The organism is Promicromonospora sukumoe 327MFSha3.1, assembly GCF_000385135.1.
Classification (GTDB): domain Bacteria; phylum Actinomycetota; class Actinomycetes; order Actinomycetales; family Cellulomonadaceae; genus Promicromonospora; species Promicromonospora sukumoe_B.
The window spans coordinates 25,976-45,563 of sequence record NZ_ARQM01000007.1; the positions used below are offsets into that span (position 1 = coordinate 25,976).

19 protein-coding genes are annotated in these 19,588 nt (G+C 72.5%); 13 read left to right on the forward strand and 6 right to left on the reverse strand.

Annotation, left to right across the window (positions count from 1 at the left end; translation table 11 throughout):
• The first annotated feature begins 27 nt into the window (after nt 1–27).
• From H291_RS0103545 to H291_RS0103560, 4 genes are read left to right on the forward strand one after another with little or no spacing between them, the layout of a single operon-like run.
• Nucleotides 28–1,326, forward strand: a complete 1,299-nt coding sequence (locus H291_RS0103545) for an extracellular solute-binding protein (protein WP_020013606.1) — start codon at nt 28–30, stop codon at nt 1,324–1,326.
• Between the two features lie 14 nt (nt 1,327–1,340).
• Entirely contained in the window at nt 1,341–2,309 is a 969-nt protein-coding gene (locus tag H291_RS0103550; protein ID WP_020013607.1) for a carbohydrate ABC transporter permease, read from the forward strand.
• A gap of 1 nt (nt 2,310) precedes the next feature.
• Nucleotides 2,311–3,222 carry a carbohydrate ABC transporter permease gene (locus H291_RS0103555; protein WP_020013608.1) on the forward strand — a complete coding sequence of 304 codons (912 nt, stop codon included), beginning with the start codon at nt 2,311–2,313 and terminating at the stop codon, nt 3,220–3,222.
• A 16-nt stretch (nt 3,223–3,238) separates the two neighbouring features.
• Nucleotides 3,239–4,393 (forward strand): App1 family protein, encoded by a 1,155-nt coding sequence (locus H291_RS0103560; RefSeq protein ID WP_020013609.1) that lies wholly within the window; start codon nt 3,239–3,241, stop codon nt 4,391–4,393.
• 10 nt (nt 4,394–4,403) lie between these two features.
• Here the strand turns inward: H291_RS0103560 and H291_RS0103565 are convergent, their stop codons facing one another.
• Complete coding sequence (locus tag H291_RS0103565; RefSeq protein WP_026365358.1) at nt 4,404–5,156, reverse strand: SDR family NAD(P)-dependent oxidoreductase; 753 nt, start codon at nt 5,154–5,156, stop codon at nt 4,404–4,406.
• 139 nt (nt 5,157–5,295) lie between these two features.
• On the opposite strand from H291_RS0103565, the gene H291_RS0103570 reads away from it, so the two are divergent.
• Entirely contained in the window at nt 5,296–6,228 is a 933-nt protein-coding gene (locus H291_RS0103570) for an AraC family transcriptional regulator (protein ID WP_020013611.1), read from the forward strand.
• 199 nt (nt 6,229–6,427) lie between these two features.
• On the opposite strand, the gene H291_RS0103575 is transcribed toward H291_RS0103570, so the two are convergent.
• Nucleotides 6,428–7,684, reverse strand: a complete 1,257-nt coding sequence (locus H291_RS0103575) for an NYN domain-containing protein (RefSeq protein ID WP_020013612.1) — start codon at nt 7,682–7,684, stop codon at nt 6,428–6,430.
• A 149-nt stretch (nt 7,685–7,833) separates the two neighbouring features.
• On the opposite strand from H291_RS0103575, the gene H291_RS0103580 reads away from it, so the two are divergent.
• Together H291_RS0103580 and H291_RS0103585 are read left to right on the forward strand one after the other, a co-directional pair.
• Nucleotides 7,834–8,454, forward strand: a complete 621-nt coding sequence (locus H291_RS0103580) for a TetR family transcriptional regulator (protein ID WP_020013613.1) — start codon at nt 7,834–7,836, stop codon at nt 8,452–8,454.
• 79 nt (nt 8,455–8,533) lie between these two features.
• Complete coding sequence (locus H291_RS0103585; RefSeq protein WP_020013614.1) at nt 8,534–9,406, forward strand: LLM class F420-dependent oxidoreductase; 873 nt, start codon at nt 8,534–8,536, stop codon at nt 9,404–9,406.
• Nucleotides 9,407–9,409: 3 nt separating this feature from the next.
• On the opposite strand, the gene H291_RS0103590 is transcribed toward H291_RS0103585, so the two are convergent.
• Both H291_RS0103590 and H291_RS0103595 read right to left on the reverse strand, forming a co-directional pair.
• On the reverse strand, nt 9,410–10,048 hold the full coding sequence (locus H291_RS0103590; protein ID WP_020013615.1) for a DNA-3-methyladenine glycosylase I: 639 nt from the start codon (nt 10,046–10,048) through the stop codon (nt 9,410–9,412).
• Nucleotides 10,049–10,168: 120 nt separating this feature from the next.
• On the reverse strand, nt 10,169–11,035 hold the full coding sequence (locus tag H291_RS0103595; RefSeq protein WP_020013616.1) for a TetR/AcrR family transcriptional regulator: 867 nt from the start codon (nt 11,033–11,035) through the stop codon (nt 10,169–10,171).
• Nucleotides 11,036–11,160: 125 nt separating this feature from the next.
• On the opposite strand from H291_RS0103595, the gene H291_RS0103600 reads away from it, so the two are divergent.
• The 6 genes from H291_RS0103600 (at nt 11,161) to rlmC (ending at nt 16,917) form a co-directional block, all read left to right on the forward strand.
• Nucleotides 11,161–12,144, forward strand: a complete 984-nt coding sequence (locus H291_RS0103600) for a daunorubicin resistance protein DrrA family ABC transporter ATP-binding protein (protein WP_020013617.1) — start codon at nt 11,161–11,163, stop codon at nt 12,142–12,144.
• On the forward strand, nt 12,141–12,917 hold the full coding sequence (locus tag H291_RS0103605) for an ABC transporter permease (RefSeq protein WP_020013618.1): 777 nt from the start codon (nt 12,141–12,143) through the stop codon (nt 12,915–12,917). The genes H291_RS0103600 and H291_RS0103605 overlap by 4 nt, the downstream gene beginning before the upstream one ends.
• Entirely contained in the window at nt 12,904–13,602 is a 699-nt protein-coding gene (locus H291_RS0103610) for a DUF2306 domain-containing protein (RefSeq protein ID WP_020013619.1), read from the forward strand. Before H291_RS0103605 ends, H291_RS0103610 begins: the two co-directional genes overlap by 14 nt.
• 29 nt (nt 13,603–13,631) lie before the next feature.
• Nucleotides 13,632–14,255, forward strand: a complete 624-nt coding sequence (locus H291_RS0103615) for a DinB family protein (protein WP_020013620.1) — start codon at nt 13,632–13,634, stop codon at nt 14,253–14,255.
• Nucleotides 14,256–14,441: 186 nt separating this feature from the next.
• Nucleotides 14,442–15,647, forward strand: coding sequence for a M15 family metallopeptidase (locus H291_RS32200; protein ID WP_020013621.1), 1,206 nt, complete (start codon nt 14,442–14,444; stop codon nt 15,645–15,647).
• A 91-nt stretch (nt 15,648–15,738) separates the two neighbouring features.
• The gene (gene rlmC, locus H291_RS0103625; protein WP_026365361.1) at nt 15,739–16,917 is read left to right on the forward strand and encodes a 23S rRNA (uracil(747)-C(5))-methyltransferase RlmC; all 1,179 of its coding nucleotides are present in this window, start codon (nt 15,739–15,741) and stop codon (nt 16,915–16,917) included.
• Here the strand turns inward: rlmC and H291_RS0103630 are convergent.
• Together H291_RS0103630 and H291_RS0103635 are read right to left on the reverse strand one after the other, a co-directional pair.
• Nucleotides 16,884–18,281, reverse strand: a complete 1,398-nt coding sequence (locus H291_RS0103630) for a zf-HC2 domain-containing protein (RefSeq protein ID WP_033325650.1) — start codon at nt 18,279–18,281, stop codon at nt 16,884–16,886. The genes rlmC and H291_RS0103630 overlap by 34 nt on opposite strands.
• Nucleotides 18,282–18,480: 199 nt before the next feature.
• The coding region (locus H291_RS0103635) for a zf-HC2 domain-containing protein (RefSeq protein ID WP_020013624.1) at nt 18,481–19,588 on the reverse strand (1,108 nt) is incomplete at its 5' end.

Sequence of the window (19,588 nt, forward strand, 5' to 3'; positions counted from 1 at the left end):
AGTTCCGGGGGGCTGAGCAGGCGAGACGTGCTCCGCGCGGCCCTCGTCGGGGCGGGCGGGATAGCGCTCGGCGGCGCGCTCGCCGGCTGCGCCACCCCCAGCGCCGCGGGCGCGGGAAAGACCTCCGTCATGGTCTGGGACCTGTTCTCGGGCGGTGACGGCGCGCTCATGCAGGAGATGGCGGGCGCGGTCGCCGCGGCCAACCCGGACATCGGCGTCGAGACGACGACGCTCGCCTGGGGGCCGCCTTACTACACCAAGCTGGCGATGGCCTCGTCCGGCGGACGGCCGCCGGAGGCCGCCGTCATGCACATGTCCCGGCTCGCGGGCTACGCGCCGGGCGGGCTGCTGGAGCCGTTCGACCTCGACGCGCTGGCCGAGCTCGGGATCACCGAGGCCGACTTCGCGCCCGCGGTCTGGGAGAAGGCCCAGTTCGAGGGCCAGCTCTACGCGCTCCCGCTGGACACCCACCCGTACATCGCGTTCCACAACCCCGACATCGTGCAGCAGGCCGGCCTCGCCGGGGCCGACGGCAAGCTCGACCTGTCCGCCGTCGCCGGGGCCGACAAGTTCCTCGAGGCCGGGCGGGCCATGGCCGAGGTCACGGGCGAGACCGGCGTGAGCTGGGGCTACCAGCGTGACCCCGCCGGCTGCTGGCGCATGTTCTGGGGCCTCTACTCCCAGAACGGCGGCGGCTACGAGCTGACGCCGGGCCGCCCGGCGCAGCTCGACGAGACGGCCGCGACCGAGGTCTTCGAGTTCCTCCAGGAGATGGTCGACGGCAAGGTCGCCGCCAAGAACCAGGACGGCAACGCGGCCTCCGGCCGGTTCATGTCGAACCGGACCGGCCTGATGTTCGCCGGCGAGTGGGACCTGCCGATGTTCCGCGACGCGAACCCCGACGTCGGCGCCACACCGTTCCCCGCGGTCTTCGACACCCCGGCGAACTACGCCGACTCGCACGCGTTCGTGCTGCCCAAGCAGGGCACGCCGAACCCGGCGAAGCGCGAGGCGACCTACCGGGTGCTCGCGGGCCTCCTCAAGGAGGGCCTGACCTGGGCCTCGGCGGGGCACATCCCGGCCTACCAGCCCATCGTCAAGGAGCCCGCCTACCAGGAGCTCACCCCGCAGCGCGACTACGCGCCCGCGGCCGAGATCGCCGTCTTCGACCCCGACGCCTGGTTCACCGGCGGCGGCAGCGACTTCCAGACGCGCATGGCCGACGCCATGACCGACACCCTGGCCGGCAAGGCCCCGGCGCGCACCGCCGTGACCCGCATGCTGAGCGAGATGGACCGGTTCCTCTCCCAGCCCAACCCTGCCTGATCGAGAGGACGACGATGACTGTCTCGAACGCCGGCGTCACGGCGCCCCCCGGAAGGGCGCCGTCCGACCCGAAGAGATCCCCCGGCCGGTCCGGTACCCGCACCGCCGCGACCGGCAAGTCCCTGCGTGAGCGGGACAAGTCCGGATACCTGTTCGTCGCGCCGTTCGCGGTCGCGACCGGGCTCTTCCTGCTGCTGCCCACGCTCTACGGCCTGTGGATGAGCTTCACGAACCAGAGCCTGACGGGCACCGGCAGCGAGTTCATCGGCTTCGCCAACTACGCCGAGGCCTTCAGCGACCCGCAGGTCTGGCAGACGCTGTGGCACACCGTGTGGTTCACGGTGCTCAGCACGATCCCCCTGGTGGTCGTGGCCCTGGTGATGGCGCTGCTCGTGCACACAGGCCTGCCGGGCCAGTGGGTGTGGCGCATGTCGTTCTTCGCCCCGTACCTGCTGACCAGCGCCGTCGTCTCCGCGCTGAGCAGCTGGCTGTTCCAGCCCGACATCGGCCTGCTCGACACGTGGTTCGCGGCTCTCGGCCTGCAGCCCGTGGGGTGGCTCACCGACGAGAACGTCGCGATGTTCTCCATCGCCGCCGTCACGGTGTGGTGGACGGTCGGCTTCAACTTCCTGCTCTACCTGGCGGCCCTGCAGGGCATCCCGCAGCAGCAGTACGAGGCGGCCACGATCGACGGTGCCGGCGGCTGGCGGCGGCTGTTCTCCATCACGCTCCCGCAGCTGCGCACGATCACGGGCGTGATCGTGGTGCTTCAGCTCCTCGCCTCGCTGAAGGTGTTCGACCAGATCTACCTGCTGACCGCGGGCGGACCGAACGGGAGCACCCGGCCGATCCTGGAGTACGTCTACGACACCGGCTTCACCAACTACCGGCTCGGGTACGCCTCCGCGATCTCGTACGTCTTCTTCGCCCTGATTCTCGTGTTCGCTCTGGTTCGGCTGCTGCCGTCCAGGAAGGAGGCCTGACATGTCCGTCGCCGAACTTGTCGCAGACCGCCGGACGCGGGCGCAGCAGGAGCGCGCCGAGAACCGGGCCCTCACCAAGCTGACGATCGGACCCTCGCCCTGGGTGCGCGTCGCGTCCCTGGCCGCCCTCGTCGTCCTGGCCGCCCTCTGGCTGCTCCCCGTGGCCTGGGGTGCGGTCACCAGCTTCAAGCACGAGGCCGAGGCCGCGCTGCCGGCGTCGTGGTGGCCCACCATGGGGTGGACGCTCGACGCCTACCAGCAGGTGCTCAGCAACAGCGACCTGCTGATCTGGATGTGGAACAGCCTGGTCGTGGCCGGACTGGTCACGCTCCTGACCGTGCTGATCTCCGCGATGGCCGCCTTCGCGTTCTCGCAGACGGTGTTCAAGGGCCGGAGCCTGCTCCAGTGGCTGACCATCGCGTCGATCATGATGCCCGGCCAGATCCTCATCGTGCCGCTGTTCCGGCAGATGCAGGTGATGGGCCTGGTGGACACGTTCGCAGGCATCGTGCTCCCGCAGATCGTGGCTCCCGTGATGGTGTTCATCCTCAAGCGGTTCTTCGACGCCATCCCCAGCGAGCTGCTCGACGCCGCCCGCATCGACGGGGCGGGCACGTGGCGGCTGTTCTGGACCATCGTCCTGCCGCTGTCGCGGTCGATCCTCGTGGCCGTCGCGATCTTCGTGTTCATCGGCGCGTGGAACAACTTCCTGTGGCCGTTCATCGTCACCACGGACCCGCAGTTCATGACCCTGCCGGTCGGCCTGTCCACCGTGAAGAACGCCTACGGCGTGCAGTACGCGCAGAACATGGCGTCCGCGATGATCGCGGCGCTCCCGCTGCTCATCGTGTTCATGCTGTTCCAGCGGCGCATCGTCCAGGGTGTCGCGACCACGGGCATGGGTGGGCAGTAGTACGCGACAATCGGGTGTGGCCACTCCGACCCCGCACCCTTCGCAGCGCCCGCACCTCGCCGCGGTCGTGGAGGACCACCTCTACGCCGCGGCGGGGTGGGTGCTCGCCCGCGCGGGCTGGCAGCCCCGCCTGGAGCCGTACGCCGGGTACGGCACGCCGGACAAGGTGCGGGTGCTCGCCCGCGTGGTGCTCTCGCCGCGGCGCCCCGGCACGCCGAACCGTGACGCCGTCCGGGCCGGACGGCGCGGGTTCCGACACTTCCTCACCGTGCCCGCGCCCCACCGCCGGGTGCGGATCGAGGCGGGCGGCAGCACCTCCGAGCTGACGAGCGACCGGGCCGGCTACGTCGACGTCGAGCTCCCCGCCGGCGCCCCGCTCTCCGACGGCTGGCACACCGCGCTGCTGACCTGCCTCGACGCCCCCGAACCGACCGAGGCCGAGGCCCCGATCCGGGTGCTCGACGAGCGCACGCGGCTCGGCGTGGTCAGCGACATCGACGACACGACCATGGTCACCGCCGTGCCCCGGCCCCTGCTCGCGGCCTGGAACACGTTCGTGCGGCACTCCAGCGCGCGGCGGGCCGTGCCGGGCATGCCCGAGCTGTACCGGAGCATCCAGCAGGCCCACCCCGACGCCGCCTTCTTCTACCTGTCGACCGGCGCCTGGAACACCGCGGGCACCCTGCGCGCGTTCCTCTCGCGCCACGCGTACCCGCCGGGCCCCCTGCTGCTGACCGACTGGGGCCCCACGCTCACCGGCTGGTTCCGCAGCGGCCAGGCGCACAAGCGGGCGAGCCTCGAGCTGCTCATGACGTGGTTCCCGCACGTGCGCTGGGTGCTCATCGGCGACGACGGCCAGCACGACGTCGCGATCTACCAGGAGGCCGCGCGCCGGCGGCCCGACCGGGTGCGGGTCGTCGCGATCCGGCAGCTCACCGGCGGGCAGCAGGTGCTGGCCGGGAACGCGCCGCACGTGGGGAACGGGTCGCACACGGGGCACGGCTCGCGGACCGGGAGCGGGTCGCGGGGCGGCGCGGCGGCGTCCGGCACCGGCGGGCCGCCGGTGCCGATCGTGGCCGGCCAGGACGGGGACGAGCTCGCCCGCCGCCTGGCCGCCGTACCGGACGTGCTCGGTGACGTGGAGCCGGGTTCGGGCCCGGACCAGGACTAGACCCGGCGGGTCAGACCTGGTTCGCCCCGCCGTCGACGTACAGGTTCGCGCCGACGACGTAGCTGCTCTGCTCCGAGGCGAGGAACGCCACGGCCGCGGCGACCTCCTCGGCCTCACCCATGCGACCCCTCGGCACCGTCCCGGCGGCGTACTCCCGGATCGCCCCCATGGCCTCCTCGCCGCCGTTGATGGCGGTGCCGCCGGGCGTCTCGATCCAGCCCGGGGAGATCACGTTGACCCGGATGCCGCGGTCCTTGAGCTCGGCGGACCAGGTCCGGGCGAAGGACCGGACGGCGGCCTTGGACGCCGCGTAGGCGCCGAACGCCGCCATGCCCCGGTCGGCGGCCGTCGAACCGGTCAGGATCACCGAGGCGCCATCGTTGAGCAGCGGCAACGCCTTCTGCACGGTGAACAGCACGCCCCTGGTGTTGACGCCGAAGGTCTGGTCGAAGTGCTCCTCGGTGGTCTGGTCCAGCGTCACGAACGCGCCGACCGCCGCGTTCGCCACGAGCACGTCCAGCCCCTTGCCCCGCGCCCTGACCGCCGCGTAGAGCCGGTCCAGGTCCGCCAGGCTTGCGACGTCGCCGGCCACGCCCGTGGCCCGGTCCTCGCCGATGGTCTTGACGGCGGCCTCCAGCTCGGCCTCACGCCGGCCGGTGACGAACACGTGCGCGCCCTCGTCCGCCAGCCGCACCGCGCTCGACAGGCCGATGCCGGTGCTGCCCCCGGTGACGACCGCCGTCCTGCCTTCCAGCTGTCCCATGTCGATCTCTCCGTCGCTCTCTCGTGTCGAGTGGTACGACATCGATCCTGCGCGCGTCGTGGCGTACGATCCATCGCGTAGAGTCCGGGATTCTTTACGCATCGTCCATGGGGTTGCCGTGCTCGGTTTCCGGGATCCGATGGCGGACGCGATCGGCCTGCTGCGGCCCCGCACGGTGATCGGGCCCAGCCTGCGCGCCACCGGGGAGTGGGCGCTGCGCTTCGAGCCGTTCCTGCACGTGCGGGTGGGCGGCCTCGTGCGTGGCACGTGCTGGCTGGTCCTCGACGGGTACGAGCCGGTGCTCCTGCGCGAGGGCGACACCTTCATGCTGGGCAACCCCCCGCCCTACGTGCTGGCCAGTACGCCCGACGCGCGGCCGCGACCCGCGGACCCTGTCTGGGCGGCGGCCGAGGACGGGCTGGTGCGGATCGGCCCCGCGTCGGACGACGACCTCTACCTCTGCGGCGGGCACATCGGGTTCGACGACGACAACGCCGCCCTGCTGACCGATCTCCTGCCGCCGCTCGTGATCGTCCGCGCCGACGACCCGCGCGGGGGCGACCTGGGTCAGCTCATCACGCTCCTGGCCGCCGAGGTCGAGGCGACCGCCCCCGGCGGCCCGCTGGTGCAGAACCACCTCGCGCAGGTGCTGCTTGTGCACATGCTGCGGGCGCACGCCTGCCGGACCGACCGGCCCACCGGCTGGCTGGGCGCCCTGAACCAGGACGGCATCGGCGCCGCGCTGCGGGCCCTGCACGCGGACGTGGCGCACTCGTGGACGCTCAACGAGCTCGCCGGGATCAGCCACATGTCGCGGTCCGCGTTCGCCGAGGCCTTCCGGAACCACGTCGGGGTCCCGCCGCTGGAGTACCTGATCCAGTGGCGCATGAGCCTCGCGCGCGACGCCCTCGCCCGTGACACGCTGTCGATCTCCGAGCTCGCCAAGGCGACGGGCTACCAGTCCGAGAGCGCGTTCAGCACCGCGTTCCGCCGCGTCGTCGGGTCGTCACCCGCCACGTTCCGGGGCGAGGCGCGGAGGGCTCAGGCTCAGGCGGGGTCTGTGTCCGCCTGAGCCTGCGGCTCGCTCATCCCCTTCGAGACCTAAGTTTCTTCGCTTTGGGCCGCCCCAAAGCGAAGAAACTTAGGTCTCGAAGGAGAGAGCTGACGCCGCACCTCCGGCTCGGGCTCTGCTTCTCTGCCGCCTGAGCCTGCGGCTCCGCTCCGGGCGGGTGCCTCGTGCCTCAGCCCCCACCCTGCGCTGCGCCTCCGGCTCAGGCGGTGACCAGGTAGTCGTCCGCGTCGTCGTCCCAGGCCAGCGAGACCGTGCCCGCCGCCTCCGCCGCCTTGGCGAACTGCAGGAAACCGCGGAAGCCGAGCGCCTTCTCGGAGAAGTCGGGACGACGCTTGCGCACCGCGTTCTTCAGGCCGGACAGCGCGGCGGAGCCGCTGGACTCCTGCACCACGTCGCGCAGCAGCGCGAACGCCGCGTCGGTGTCGCCCTGCTCCGGCAGCGACACCTCGGGGTCGCCCGCGGACGGGCCCGGCGCGAGCTCCACGAACCCGCGGTCCGCGAGGAACCGCAGGAACTCGCCGAACGTGCGGAACCCGTAGTCCGACTCGCTGAACGTGGCGTCCTTGCGCAGCAGCGTCCGCTTGAGGGCGGAGGCCGTGACCGGGCCGCTCGTGGACGACTGCAGGTCGCCGAGTGTCTGCGCCACCCGCACCTCCATGGGCACGTCGTCCGACGCCGGCGCCTCGTCCTGCTCGCTGACGTCCACGTCGGGCTCGACCTCGGGCGCCACGTCTGCGGGCGCCGGGGCGGGCTCCGGCTTCTTGCGGCGCCGGGTCGCGGGCTTGGACTCGGCCTCGGGCTCGGCCGGGGTCTCGGGCGCGTTCGCCTCGGCGACGGCCTCCGCGACCGCCTCGGCGGCCTTGGTGCGGCGCGAGGCGGCCGGTGCCTTCTGCGCGGTGGCGCGCTCCGTCGTCGTGCTGGCCTTGCGGGTGCGGGAGCCGCGCTTGGGGGCCGGGGCGCCCTGGTCCTCGTCGGGCACCTCGACACCCTCGAGGCGGTCGTAGAAGAGGAACTCGTCGCAGGCGGCGGGCAGCAGGCGCGACGTCGACTTCTCGACGCCGACGCCGATCACGCGCTTGTTCAGCTCGCGGAGCTTGTGGACGAGCGGCGAGAAGTCGCTGTCGCCGGTGCACATGACGAACGTGGAGATGTAGTCGCGCTCGAAGGCCATCTCGATGGCGTCGACCACCATCTTGATGTCGGCGGCGTTCTTGCGGGAGGCGCCCATCCGCTGGGTCATCTCGATGAGCTCGACCTGGTGCCGGGTCAGCATGCGCCGGTCCTCGTCGAAGTACGACCAGTCCGCGTAGGCGCGGCGCGCGACCACCCGACCTCGCACGGCGAGCGCGTCGGCGATGGGACCGAAGTCGAACTGCATCCCGCCCAGGTGCTCCCGGGCGCCGAGCGCCAGGTTCTCGTAGTCGATGAAGACTGCCAGGCGTTCCTCGAGATCCATGCCCGCCACTCTAGGGGGTCTGCCGGAAGCCGGGGTCGGGAGCCGCGCCGGGCCGGCGATCCGCAGGGCGAAATGACGAGGGGGTGAAAAGGGCCTTCTCGGGCCCTTCCGAAGAGCCCGGAAGTTCACCCGTTGCCTAGGATTTGCCCATGGCCGAGGCGACTGCCGCACACGACGACGACCCGATCTCCAACCGGAACCGGATCATTGCCGCTGCCGCGCGCCTGACCTGCGCCCACGGCTGGTCGAAGGTGACGATGGGCCGCCTCGCGACCGAGGCCGGCGTGAGCCGGCAGACCGTCTACAACGCGGTCGGCAGCCGTGACGACCTGGCCGAGGCCATGGTGCTGACGGAGTCGGCGCAGTTCATCTTCCACATCGCCGAGGCGTTCGACCGGCACCCCGACGACCTGCTGGCGGCGATCCACGACGCCGTCGAGAACACGCTGACGTTCGCCGAGGGCAACGCGCTGCTGCGCGCCGTGGTGTCCGCGACGCACGGCGCGGACACCGAGCTGCTGCCGCTGCTCACCACGCACTCCGAGTCGCTGCTGGGCACCGTGAAGGTGGTGATCCAGGACCGGGTGGACCAGTACGAGGTGACGCTGCCGCCCGAACGGATCGCGGTGATCATCGACATCGTGGTGCGCTCGGCGCTGAGCCACGTGATGCAGCCGACGGCCTCCCCGCGCGAGACGGCCGAGTCGATCACGTGGCTCGTCGCGTGCGTGCTCGGGCGCACGGAAGAGCTGGTCGGCACGGGCGTCTGACCGCGCGCCGCCGGGCTCGCCCGGGGGACGCACCCGGTCCATGGCTTGACGCGCCGCGTCGGCGGAGGAGGATCGAGGCATGCGAATCGGCACCCACTTCATGCGTTTCGACTCGATGGAGCCCGCCGGGATGCGTACCGAGCTGGCGGACGCCGCCCGGTACGCCGAAGACGGCGGCGTCTCGTGGATCTCCGTGATGGACCACTACTTCCAGATGGAGCACCAGGGCTTCCCGGCCTCGGACCCGATGCTGGAGGCCTACACGACCCTGGGCTACCTGGCCGGGGTGACCGAGAAGGTGCAGCTCGGCGCGCTGGTCACGGGGGTGACGTACCGCTACCCGGGCCTGCTGGCCAAGATCGTGGCGTCCCTCGACGTGGTCTCCGGCGGCCGGGCGACGTACGGCATCGGCGCGGCCTGGTACGACAAGGAGCACGCGGGGCTGGGGGTGCCGTTCCCGCCGGTCAAGGAGCGGTTCGAGATGCTCGAGGAGACCGTCCGGATCGCGCGGCAGATGTACGACCCGGAGCAGGACGGGCCGTTCGAGGGCAAGCACTTCCAGCTCGCCGAGACGCTCTGCTACCCGCCGCCGCTGTCGGGCCCGGAGATCATGATCGGCGGCTCGGGCGAGCGGAAGACCCTGCGGCTCGTGGCGCAGTACGCGGACGCGTGCAACCTGTTCGCCGAGACGCCGGAGCGCCTGCGCCACCTGCTCGACGTGCTGCACGCGCACTGCGCCGACGTGGGCCGGGACCCCGCCGAGATCCGCATCACGATGCTGCACCGCGGCAAGCCGATCGGTCCGGGCGACACCGCGGCCTTCGTCGAGGAGATGCGGGGCTTCGCCGTGCACGGCGTGGACACCGTGATCCTGCGGCCGCCGGGCACCTCCCTCGCCGCCTGGGTGCGCGACGCGGTGCTGCCGGTCGTGGAGCCGTGCGCCGAGCTGTGACCCTCAGCCGGCCGGCGCGGTAGGCACCGCGCCGGCCCGGCGCAGCACGACCGGGCACGTGGCCAGGTGGTCGTCCACCAGGCCGCACGCCTGCATGGCCGCGTACGCCGTCGTGGGCCCGATGAACCGGAAGCCCTCCTTCTTGAGCGCCTTGCTCATGGCCTTGGACTCGGCGGTCGTCGCCGGTACGTCACCGAACGTGGCGTGCCGCACGCGCCCGGCCGGGTCGGGTGCGAACGACCAGAAGAGCTCGTCGAGCGTGCGCCCGGAGTCGTGCAGCGCGACCACGGCGCGCGCGTTGTCGATGGTCGCCTCGATCTTCATGCGGTTCCGGATGATTCGGGCGTCGAGGAGCAGCCGCTCGACGTCGTCGGGGCCGAAGGCCGCCACCCGTTCCGGGTCGAAGCCCTCGAACACCTCGCGGAACGCCGGCCGCTTGCGCAGCACGGTGATCCACGAGAGCCCGGACTGGAATCCCTCCAGGGCGATGCGCTCCAGCAGCGCCTGCTCGCCGTGCACGGGCACGCCCCACTCCTCGTCGTGGTACGCCGAGTAGAGCGGGTCGCCGTCGCCGAAGCAGCGCCCGGCCGGGCCGGCGTCGTCGGCCGTCGTGCTGATGTCTGTCCCGTGTTCGGTGGTCACGGGACCACTCTGACCCACGTCACCGACACTCCGCGCCGGTCGGCCGCCTGCCTGTGCACGACGTCCGAAAACCGCTGCCTGTGGTCGCGCCAGAACCGTTGCGGCGCCGTGCCGAGGGGCTCAGGAGCCCTTGGGCGTGATCGCGCCCCGGCGCCGCAGGTACGCCTCGAGGCCGTCGAGCACCACCGAGATCCCGAAGGCGATGTCGTCGTCGCCGGGTCCGTCGACGGCAGGCCCTGACCACGACGCGAACGACGCGAAGATGTGCGGATAGGTGTCCGGGCCGGCGTACCGGCCGAGCACCACCTCGAAGTCCGCGTAGGGGTTGGCCGCCTCGACCGCGGCGGGATCGAGCTCGGACTCGGGGGCGTCGTCGGGCAGCCCGGCGTCGCGCCGCACCTTCTGTACCGCCGCGCGCCGGGTCTCCACCTGCACCCGGGCCTCGCCCAGTACGTGCTGGGCGAGCAGGCCGACGACCGAGAGCTTCTCGTCCGCGGGCAGGTCCACCTCCCGCAGGACGCCGAACGCCTGGTCCATCCAGCGCACCCGGTTCGGCCCGGGCGGCGTGGCCGACAGCGGCAGCTCCAGCATCCACGGCCTGAGCAGCGCCAGGTCGATCTGCGCCCGGGTCCAGGCCTCCAGCCCGGCGCGCCAGTCGGAGCCGGCCGGGATCTCGGGCAGGTCGGCCGCCACCGCGTCGGACATGAGGATCAGCAGCTCCTCCTTGCCGGACACGTGCCGGTACAGGGCCATGGGCGTGTAGCCGACGGCCTCGGCGACCCGCGCCATAGAGACGGCGGCGAGCCCCTCGGCGTCGGCAAGCTCCATGGCGGCCCGCACGATCTGCGCGGTGGACAGGGCGGGCTTGGGCCCGCGCCGGCGCGGCGCCGTGTCCCCCCACAGGCGCTGCACGACTGCGGGCAGCTCGTGCTCCTGGCCGGTGCTCGGCGGCTGCTCGGCCGGCCCGGACGTGTCGTCGGTGCGCATCGGTTCCATCCTGCCCTGCCCGACCCGGGTGATCCGACCCGAAACTCTCTTGACCCCATACTGTTTACGCCACACACTAAAACGCGTAGGACATAAACAGTAACTGGATCCGAGAGGAAACGACCATGGCTGCGATCGTCACGGCCGAAGGACTGGGCAAGTCCTTCGCCAGGCGAGGCTCGACGAGCCCGCCCGTGCTGGACGGGCTCCACCTGGAGCTCGAGGAGGGAACGGTGCTGGCGCTGCTGGGCCCCAACGGGGCGGGCAAGACCACCACGGTCCGCATCCTGTCCACGCTGCTGCGGCCCGACGCGGGCCGCGCGACCGTCGGCGGGCTCGACGTGGTGCGGGACGCGCGCCGCGTGCGCGAGATCATCAGCCTCACGGGGCAGCAGGTCGCCGTCGACGACAAGCTGTCGGGCGCCGAGAACCTCACGATGATGGGGCGCCTCGCCCACCTGCCCCGCCGCGTGGTCCGGGACCGCGTGGCCGAGCTGCTCACCGCCTTCGACCTGGCCGACGCCGCGAGCCGGCACGTCGGCACCTGGTCGGGCGGAATGCGCCGCCGGCTCGACCTCGCCGCCGGCCTGCTCACCCGGCCCCGCGTCATGTTCCTCGACGAACCCACCACCGGCCTCGACCCCAGGTCGCGGCAGGCCCTGTGGGACGTCGTGCGGGGCGTCGTGGCCGACGGCACCAGCGTGCTCCTGACCACGCAGTACCTGGAGGAGGCCGACCGGCTCGCCCAGCGTGTCGCCCTGGTCGACGGCGGCCGCGTCGTCGCCGAGGGCACCCCGGCCCGGCTCAAGCGCGAGGTCGGCGAGGCCGGCGTCGAGCTCACCTTCGCCACGCCGTCCGACGCCGCCCGGGTCGCCCCGGCGCTCGCCGCCACGGTCGACGGCGCGCGGGTGCGCGTGGCCACGGACGGCTCGGTCGGCCATGTGCGGTCGGTGCTGTCCGCGGTGGAGGCCGCCGGCGTCGCGCCCGAGCACTGGGAGGTGCGCGCGCCGAGCCTCGACGACGTCTTCCTCACGCTGACCGGGCACGCCGGGACGACGGGTCCGGGCGGTCAGGACCGCCCGGCCACGACGACGGGGGTGGCGGCATGACCCACGTGCTGAGCGACGTCTCGACCATGACCACCCGCGGCCTGCGCCTCGTCGCGCGCGACACGGACGCCATGATCACCGCGGTGGTGCTGCCCGTGATCATCCTGCTGATGTTCGTGCTCGTGTTCGGCGGGGCGCTGGACACCGGCACGGAGTACATCGACTACGTGACGCCGGGCGTCATCCTGCTGGCCGCCGGGTTCGGCGCCGCGAACACCGCGATGGCGGTGGAGCGCGACATGTCGGGCGGCATGGTCGACCGGCTCCGCTCGATGCCCGTGAACGCCTGGACCGTGCTGTCCGGGCACGTCGTGGCGAGCCTGGTGAAGAACCTCGCCACCACCGCGATCGTCTTCGGCGTCTCCATCCTGCTCGGGTTCCGGCCCCAGGTCACAGCGCTGGAGTGGCTCGCCGCGGTCGGGATGATCCTGCTCTTCGTCGGCTGGATCACCTGGCTCGCCACCCTCGTGGGCGTGCTGGTCCGCTCGCCCGACGCCGCGGGCGGCTTCTCGTTCTTCGTGATGTTCCTGCCCTACGTGTCGAGCGCGTTCGTGCCCGTCGACACCCTCCCGTCCTGGCTGCGGGGGTTCGCCGAGCACCAGCCGGTCACGCCCGTGATCGAGACGGTCCGCGGGCTGCTGACGGGCGACGTCGCCGGGACTCCCGGCCTGGCCGACCCGGGCGGGACCGCGGCGCTCGCGATCACCTGGTGCGTGGGCCTCGGCCTGGTCTTCGCCGTCGCAGCAGGGCTGGCGTTCCGTGCCCGGCGCTGAGCGGGAGCGGGCGGCGACCCGCTGGTGGCGCCGTCCCTGGATCGCGCCCCTCGCCGTGGTCACCGGGGTGTTCCTGGTGACCGCCCTGCCGCGCTACGTGGGCCTCGACCCGACCCTGTCGCTGGTGCCGACCGACCGCGGGCCGGCGTTCTACCCGGCCCTGGTGACGCACATCCTCGCCGGCTCGGTGATGCTCACCGCAGGGGTGCTGCAGCTCTGGCCGTGGCTGCGGGCGAACCACCCGCGCGTGCACCGGTGGAGCGGCCGCGTCTACGTGGTCTCCGCGCTCGTGTCCGGCACCGGGGCGCTCGTCACCTCGCAGTTCCCGAGCGCCGGCGTCGGGCAGCAGGTGGGCAACACGATGCTCGCCGTCCTGCTCCTGACGTGCACGCTGCTCGGCTACCGCGCCGTACGGCAGCGCCGGTTCGCCGACCATCGGGAGTGGATGGTCCGCAGCACCGCGCTGGCGTTCTCCATCGTGGCCAACCGGTTCTGGGCGCCCGTGCTCATCGCGATCTACGTCCCCGGGGCACTCACGAACCCGGACATCGGGTTCGGCTCCCCGGAGATCGAGGGGGCCGCCATCGCCTCGGCGTGGATGTCCTGGGTCGTGAACCTCCTGTTCGCCGAGTGGTGGCTCCACCGGAGGCCGAAGGGGCGGGCCCGGGTGCAAAAGGCTCGGTAAGTGTCGGTGGCTCGGGACACACTGTCCTCATGTCACAGACGACCAGCGACAACGCGAGCGACGCGACCGAGCTCGAGCAGAAGCAGATCCTGAAGAAGTACCTCCAGGAGACCCGTGAGGCCCTCGTGTGGAAGCTCGAGGGCCTCACGGAGAAGCAGGCGCGCTGGCCCCTGGTGGCCTCCGGCAACAACCTCCTGGGCATCGTGAAGCACTGCGCCAACGTGGAGATCGGCTACCTCGGGCCGGTCTTCGGGCGGCAGTGGCCCGACCCGGGGGAGCTCGTCCCCGACGACATCTACGAGACGGACCCGCAGGCCGACTGGTACGCGACCGCGGACGAGACCGTCGCCTCCGTCGTCGACCTCTACAAGCGGGGCTGGGCATTCTGCGACGAGACCATCGACACGCTCCCGCTGAGCGCCGTCGGCCGGGTGCCGTGGTGGAAGAACGGCGAGGTCACGCTGTTCCGCATCATCGTGCACGTCACCGACGAGACCGCCCGGCACGCCGGTCACGCGGACATCCTGCGCGAGCTCACCGACAGCTCCGTCGGGCTCTACGCGGGCAACACCAACATCCCCGACTGGCAGGGCGACCAGATGGCCGCGTACGTCGACAAGCTCAAGACCCTCGCCGAGGGGGCAGGCAACTAGCGCCCGCGTCCGAGATTCGCCAAACTGCGGGCCATGCCCCTCAACGTGGAGCCGTCCACATCCTCCGGGCCCGCGCCCGAACCTGCCCTCGCCGAAGCACCGAAGACCGCACGTCCCGCACCGAGAGCCGAGGTGGCGGCCGGTAGATCCGACATCCCGCCGAGCGGACGGCGCGACAGCGGCTCCATGCGACCGCTGTTCGTCTTCCTGATCGTCGCCGCGCTGGCACTGGTCGGCAGCATCGTGTTCGCGCTCGTGCACGCCACGAACGACCGCGAGGCGGACCAGCTCGCCGACGCACGGGCCGACGTCGTGCAGGCCGTCGACGAGGGGCGCGCCGCACAGGAGGGGCTGACCGCGCAGATCGAGACCGCCGAGAGCACGCTCGTCGCCTCGAAGGGCAAGGTGGTCGACAGCGCGCTCCGCGACGAGCTCGCCGGGCACATCGCCGCCGCCAAGAAGCTCGGCGACCAGCAGCCGCCGTCGGTCCCCGAGGCCGGTGCCGCGGGCCTCGAGGCCCCGGCGGACCTGGACGCCCTGGAGGCGCAGGCCACCGAGTGGGCCATGACCATGCGCACCGCCTCGACCACCCTCACGTCCGCGACCGAGGACGTGCAGGAGTCGTACCGGCAGTGGCAGCAGGACCGCAAGGACGCCCAGGCCGAGGCCGACGCGGCCGCCGACGAGGCCGCGCAGGCCGCCGACCAGCTCGACAAGGCCCTGAAGTCCCTGTCGACCACGACCGACCAGCTCAAGATCTCGGTGCGGGACTCCCAGTACACCCTCGACTGGGCCGCCGGCCTGAACGGCCCCACCGGACCCCGCAAGACCCTCCTCGCGCACCGCAAGGAGGGCGCCGCGGCGCTCGCGGCGCGGGCCGAAGCCAAGGAGCTCGGTGCCGTGCAGGACCTCCTGGACCGTCGCGAGACCGCGCGGTTGGCGATCGAGGACGGCGCGTGGGCGGTGCGGGCCACACTGGCGGACGGCAGCAACGGGCGGATCGCGCAGAAGGACCTGTGCAAGATGGGGCTGGGTCCCGAGGGGCAGGAGCAGTACCTGCGCTGCGACGCCGCCGAGGACTGGACGAAGCTGGCCGAGGCGTTCGAGGCGGAGCTCGGCAAGCCGCTGCGCGTGGAGTACGGCTACCGCCCCTACGACTGGCAGCTCCAGGCGCTCGACGAGTTCGGTGCCGGCCAGGTCGCCGAGCCCGGCACCTCCAACCACGGCTGGGCCGCCGCTGTGGACGTGCCTGTGGACGACGGCTTCCGCTTCGGCGAGCCCGAGTTCGAGTGGCTCGCGGCCAACGGGCCGAAGTTCGGCTGGGAGCACCCGGACTGGGCACGGGCGGGTGGCGGCCGCGAGGAGCCCTGGCACTTCGAGTACCAGGGCTGACGCCGTCGGACACCGCGGCTGACGCCGCTCGTCCGGTGCCCGCGCACCGCCGTCGACCACGGTGGTGCGCGGGCACTGGATAATGGAGGGCGTGCAGTGCCCTCACTACGACGCCGGACGCTGCCACTCCTGCACCCTCCTGGAGATCGACTACCCCACCCAGGTGCTCGACAAGGAGCGGCACGTCGCCACGCTCCTCGACCCGGTCTCCGCCGGCCTGACCTGGCTCCCGGCGGTCCGCAGCGTCGAGTCCGCCTTCCGGAACAAGGCGAAGATGGTCGTCAGCGGCACCGTCGCCGAGCCCGTGCTGGGCATCCTCGACCGGGCCGGTCACGGCGTCGACCTGACCGACTGCGGCCTCTACCCCGACGAGCTCCAGGCGTCCTTCGGCCCGCTGGCGGCGTTCGTGACGCGCGCGAACCTGGAGCCGTACCAGGTCTCGGGCACGGGAAAGCGCGCGCAGCAGCGCGGCGAGCTCAAGTACCTGCTGGTCACGCTGTCACCGGACGGCGAGCTGATGGTCCGGTTCGTGCTGCGCTCCCAGGAGTCGATCGCGCGGATCCGCAAGCACCTGCCCGCGCTGCTGGCCGACCTCCCGGCCCTCGCGGTCGCGTCGGCGAACATCCAGCCCGCGCACGCAGCGGTGCTGGAGGGCGACCTCGAGATCCCGCTGACCGAGCGCACCACGCTCCCGATGCGCATCGACGACATCACGCTCGACCTGCGTCCGCAGAGCTTCTTCCAGACCAACACGGCGGTCGCCACCGAGCTGTACCGGCAGGCCCGCGCCTGGGTCGACGAGGTGGACCCGCGCAGCCTCTGGGACCTCTACTGCGGGGTGGGCGGCTTCGCGCTGCACTGCTCCGCGCCCGGCCGGACCGTCACGGGCATCGAGATCAGCGCCGAGGCGGTCGTCGCGGCGTCGGACACGGTCGAGCGCCTGCGCGACGGCGAGGTCGACGGGGCCGGCCGGTTCCGGGACGTCACGTTCGCGGCGGGCGACGCGACGGCGTTCGCCGTCGGGCCGCAGGCGCCCGGGCTGCCCGAGATGGTGATCGTGAACCCGCCCCGGCGCGGTATCGGCGCGGACCTGGCGCAGTGGCTGGAGGGTTCGGGGATCGACCACGTCCTGTACTCGAGCTGCAACGCGACCACGCTCGCGAAGGACCTCGCCGCCATGCCGTCGCTCCGGCCGGTCCGGGCGCGGCTGCTCGACATGTTCCCGCAGACCTCGCACTACGAGGTGCTGGTGCTCCTCGAACGGTCCTGACCGGGCGGCGTGTGGTCCTTGGCCTTGCCGTCCTGCTTGGCCTGGCCGGGTGGAACGTCCTTCTTGGCCTGACCGGGCGGGATGTTCGGTTTCGACTCGGCGGGCGACGCGTCCTTCTTCGCCTGGCCGGGCGGTGTCATGTCCTTCTTGGCCTGCCCCGGCGGAACGGTCTCCTTCTTCGCCTGGCCGGGTGGGACGCCGTCGGACTTGGCGAGGCCCGGTGGGACGCCGTCCGACTTGGCGAGGCCCGGTGGGACGCCGTCCTTCTTGGCCTGGCCGGGCGGCGTGTACTCCGTCGAGGTCGTGCCGGTCAGCTCGGGAACGTGGGTCGGATCCTCCTGGACCGACCGGGTGGCATTCCGGGCCGCGGCGGGCGACCGGTCCTGCGTCGAGACCGAGACCGTCCCGGTCTCGTGGAACGACGGCGCGGCCTCGATGCTGCCCGCTACGCCGGTGGTGACGGCGGTCGTCACGAACAGGCCGCCGGCGACGGTCGCGGTCAGGCTCACCGGGTCGGTCAGCAGGGTCCGGGCGGTCACGGCCGCGCGGACCCCGGCGCTGGTGAGCCAGCCCCCGGCGCCGGACGCGGCCCCGCCGGTCGCGGCCGCACCCGTCGCGCCGGCCCCGGCCGCGGCAACTCCCGTCGCGGCGGCGCCCGCCCCGGTCGCCAGCCCGGACTCGGCCGCCGCGGCCCCGAGCAGCAGCACGGGCGCTCCGGCGCGCAGCATCCAGTAGGACTCGCGGACGTCGACGAAGGCCCGGGTGCAGCCCGGGCAGCCGACCATGTGGTCCTCCACCTGCTGGCGTCGGCGCGGCAGCAGGCGGTTCCGGACGAAGTCGTGCAGGGCGGCCCGGGTGGACCGGCACTCCAGGTCGGCGGTGGTGCCGGCGTGGGCCGTGGCGATGGTGCTCGCGAGCCGGTTCTCGGCCCGGCGCAGCCGGCGCTTGGCGGCGTAGGGCAGCACACCGATCTCGTCGGCGATCGCCGACACGGGCCGGGACCCCACGTGGTGGTCCCAGAGGAGCTGCTGCTCGCCGGCGGGGAGCCGCTCCATGGCCAGGTTGAGCACCTCGAAGTCGAGCGCGTGCCGCACCGGTGCCAGGGCGGCGGGCTCGCCCGCAGGACCGCCGACGACCGGCTCCTCCTCCTGGGTCATCCGCAGCGCCACCTCGACGGCCGCGGTGGTCCAGAACGCGAGCGGGTCGGCGAGGTCGCCCTGCTTGAGGAGCTCCACGCACAGCAGCTCGAGGCCGCAGCTCGCGGCCAGCTCCGGGTCGACGCCCGGAACCCGCCGGGACACCGTGAAGACCACGGCGCGGCGGTGAGCCGCCCACAGGCTGAGGTCGGCACTCGTGACGGTCACGCTGCCCCCCTCCCGCACGCGACGTGACACCCCGCGACACCACGTCGCGCGTGCCCCCGGGCGTGCATGCTCGCAAAGAATGCATGCGCATGGAAGGCACCCGTGTGATCACGGGAAGATCTTGGGCTCACGCCCAGAAGGCCTGTGCGTCCGCACAGCGTCGAGGAGATGCGGGCCTGGTAGGAGGCCCGCACACCCATCAGTCCCCGGTCGCCGACTCGGCGTCCTCGGCGGCGTCCGAGAACGTGCCGAAGATCAGGTTCCAGATCTCGTCCAGCGTGGTGGTCGCGAGATCGATGCCCGGAAGGTCCGAGAGGCCGAGACTGGCGAGCAGCTCGTCCAGCGCGCTGCCGAGGCCCGGCGTCTCGGGTGTCTCGGGCTCCTCCGGGACCTCCGGCGGTTCTGCCGGGTTCTCGGGCTCCGTCGGCGGCTCCGCCGGTTCCTCGGGCTCCTTGGGCGGGTCGGGCTTGTCCGTGCCGCTGCCTTCGTTCGACCCGGACCCGGACCCGGAGCCGGAGGACGGGGGCTTCGGGGTCTCCTCCTGCGCGCCGTCGGACTCGGGCGCGGGAGCCGGCTCGGCCACCACCGGGGGAGTGTCGGCAGGCGTGGCCGCCGCGTCCTCCTTCGGCGTGGTCGCAGGGCGCGGCTGTGGGTCCTCGGGCGGGATCGACGGGGGCTTCTCGTCCGTCGACGGTTTGTCCGAGGCGGACGACGAGTCGCCGTCGCCTCCACCGCCGCCGGCACCTGAGCCACCTCCGGCCCCGCCGGCGCCGGAACCGCCACCCGCGGCCCCGGCGTCCTCGACGGCCTGGATGGGCGGGTCGTCGAGCTGGTTCAGGATCATCGCGGCGGCGCCGGAGCCGATGGCCAGCGCGGCGAGCACGCCCGCCGCCACCGCGGTCTCCTTCTTGCCGAAGCGCGGCTTGGTCGCGCCCGCACCGCCCGCGCCGGCGGCGGTGCCGACGGCGCCGGTGAGCAGTCCGCCGGCGATGAGGTGCTGGCCGAGGTCGCGGAGCATCCAGGAGACCTCGCGCACGTCGATGAACGCGCGGGTGCATTCCCCGCAGCCGTCCATGTGGACCTCCAGGCGTCGCTGCCGGCGCGGCAGCAGGCGTCCTTTGAGGTAGTCGTGCATCGCGGCGCGGGTGGTGCGGCACTCGGGTTCGTTGACGTTCTGGGCGTGCGCGGCGGCGAACGCGCCGGCGAGGCGTTCCTCGGCGCGGCGCAGTCGCATGGTCACGGCGTGGGGGCGTACGCCGAGGTCGCCGGCGATGTCGGTGACGGCCATGTCGTGCACGTGGCGGTCC

Coding starts and splice junctions, on each gene's coding strand:
- H291_RS0103555 (WP_020013608.1), top strand. CDS start 2,311: ATGTCCGTCGCCGAACTTGTCGCAGACCGCCGGACGCGGGCGCAGCAG.
- H291_RS0103615 (WP_020013620.1), top strand. CDS start 13,632: ATGTCACAGACGACCAGCGACAACGCGAGCGACGCGACCGAGCTCGAG.
- H291_RS32200 (WP_020013621.1), top strand. CDS start 14,442: ATGCGACCGCTGTTCGTCTTCCTGATCGTCGCCGCGCTGGCACTGGTC.
- H291_RS0103565 (WP_026365358.1), bottom strand. CDS start 5,156: ATGGGACAGCTGGAAGGCAGGACGGCGGTCGTCACCGGGGGCAGCACC.
- H291_RS0103600 (WP_020013617.1), top strand. CDS start 11,161: ATGGCTGCGATCGTCACGGCCGAAGGACTGGGCAAGTCCTTCGCCAGG.
- H291_RS0103570 (WP_020013611.1), top strand. CDS start 5,296: ATGGCGGACGCGATCGGCCTGCTGCGGCCCCGCACGGTGATCGGGCCC.
- H291_RS0103605 (WP_020013618.1), top strand. CDS start 12,141: ATGACCCACGTGCTGAGCGACGTCTCGACCATGACCACCCGCGGCCTG.
- H291_RS0103595 (WP_020013616.1), bottom strand. CDS start 11,035: ATGCGCACCGACGACACGTCCGGGCCGGCCGAGCAGCCGCCGAGCACC.
- H291_RS0103580 (WP_020013613.1), top strand. CDS start 7,834: ATGGCCGAGGCGACTGCCGCACACGACGACGACCCGATCTCCAACCGG.
- H291_RS0103550 (WP_020013607.1), top strand. CDS start 1,341: ATGACTGTCTCGAACGCCGGCGTCACGGCGCCCCCCGGAAGGGCGCCG.
- H291_RS0103585 (WP_020013614.1), top strand. CDS start 8,534: ATGCGAATCGGCACCCACTTCATGCGTTTCGACTCGATGGAGCCCGCC.
- H291_RS0103575 (WP_020013612.1), bottom strand. CDS start 7,684: ATGGATCTCGAGGAACGCCTGGCAGTCTTCATCGACTACGAGAACCTG.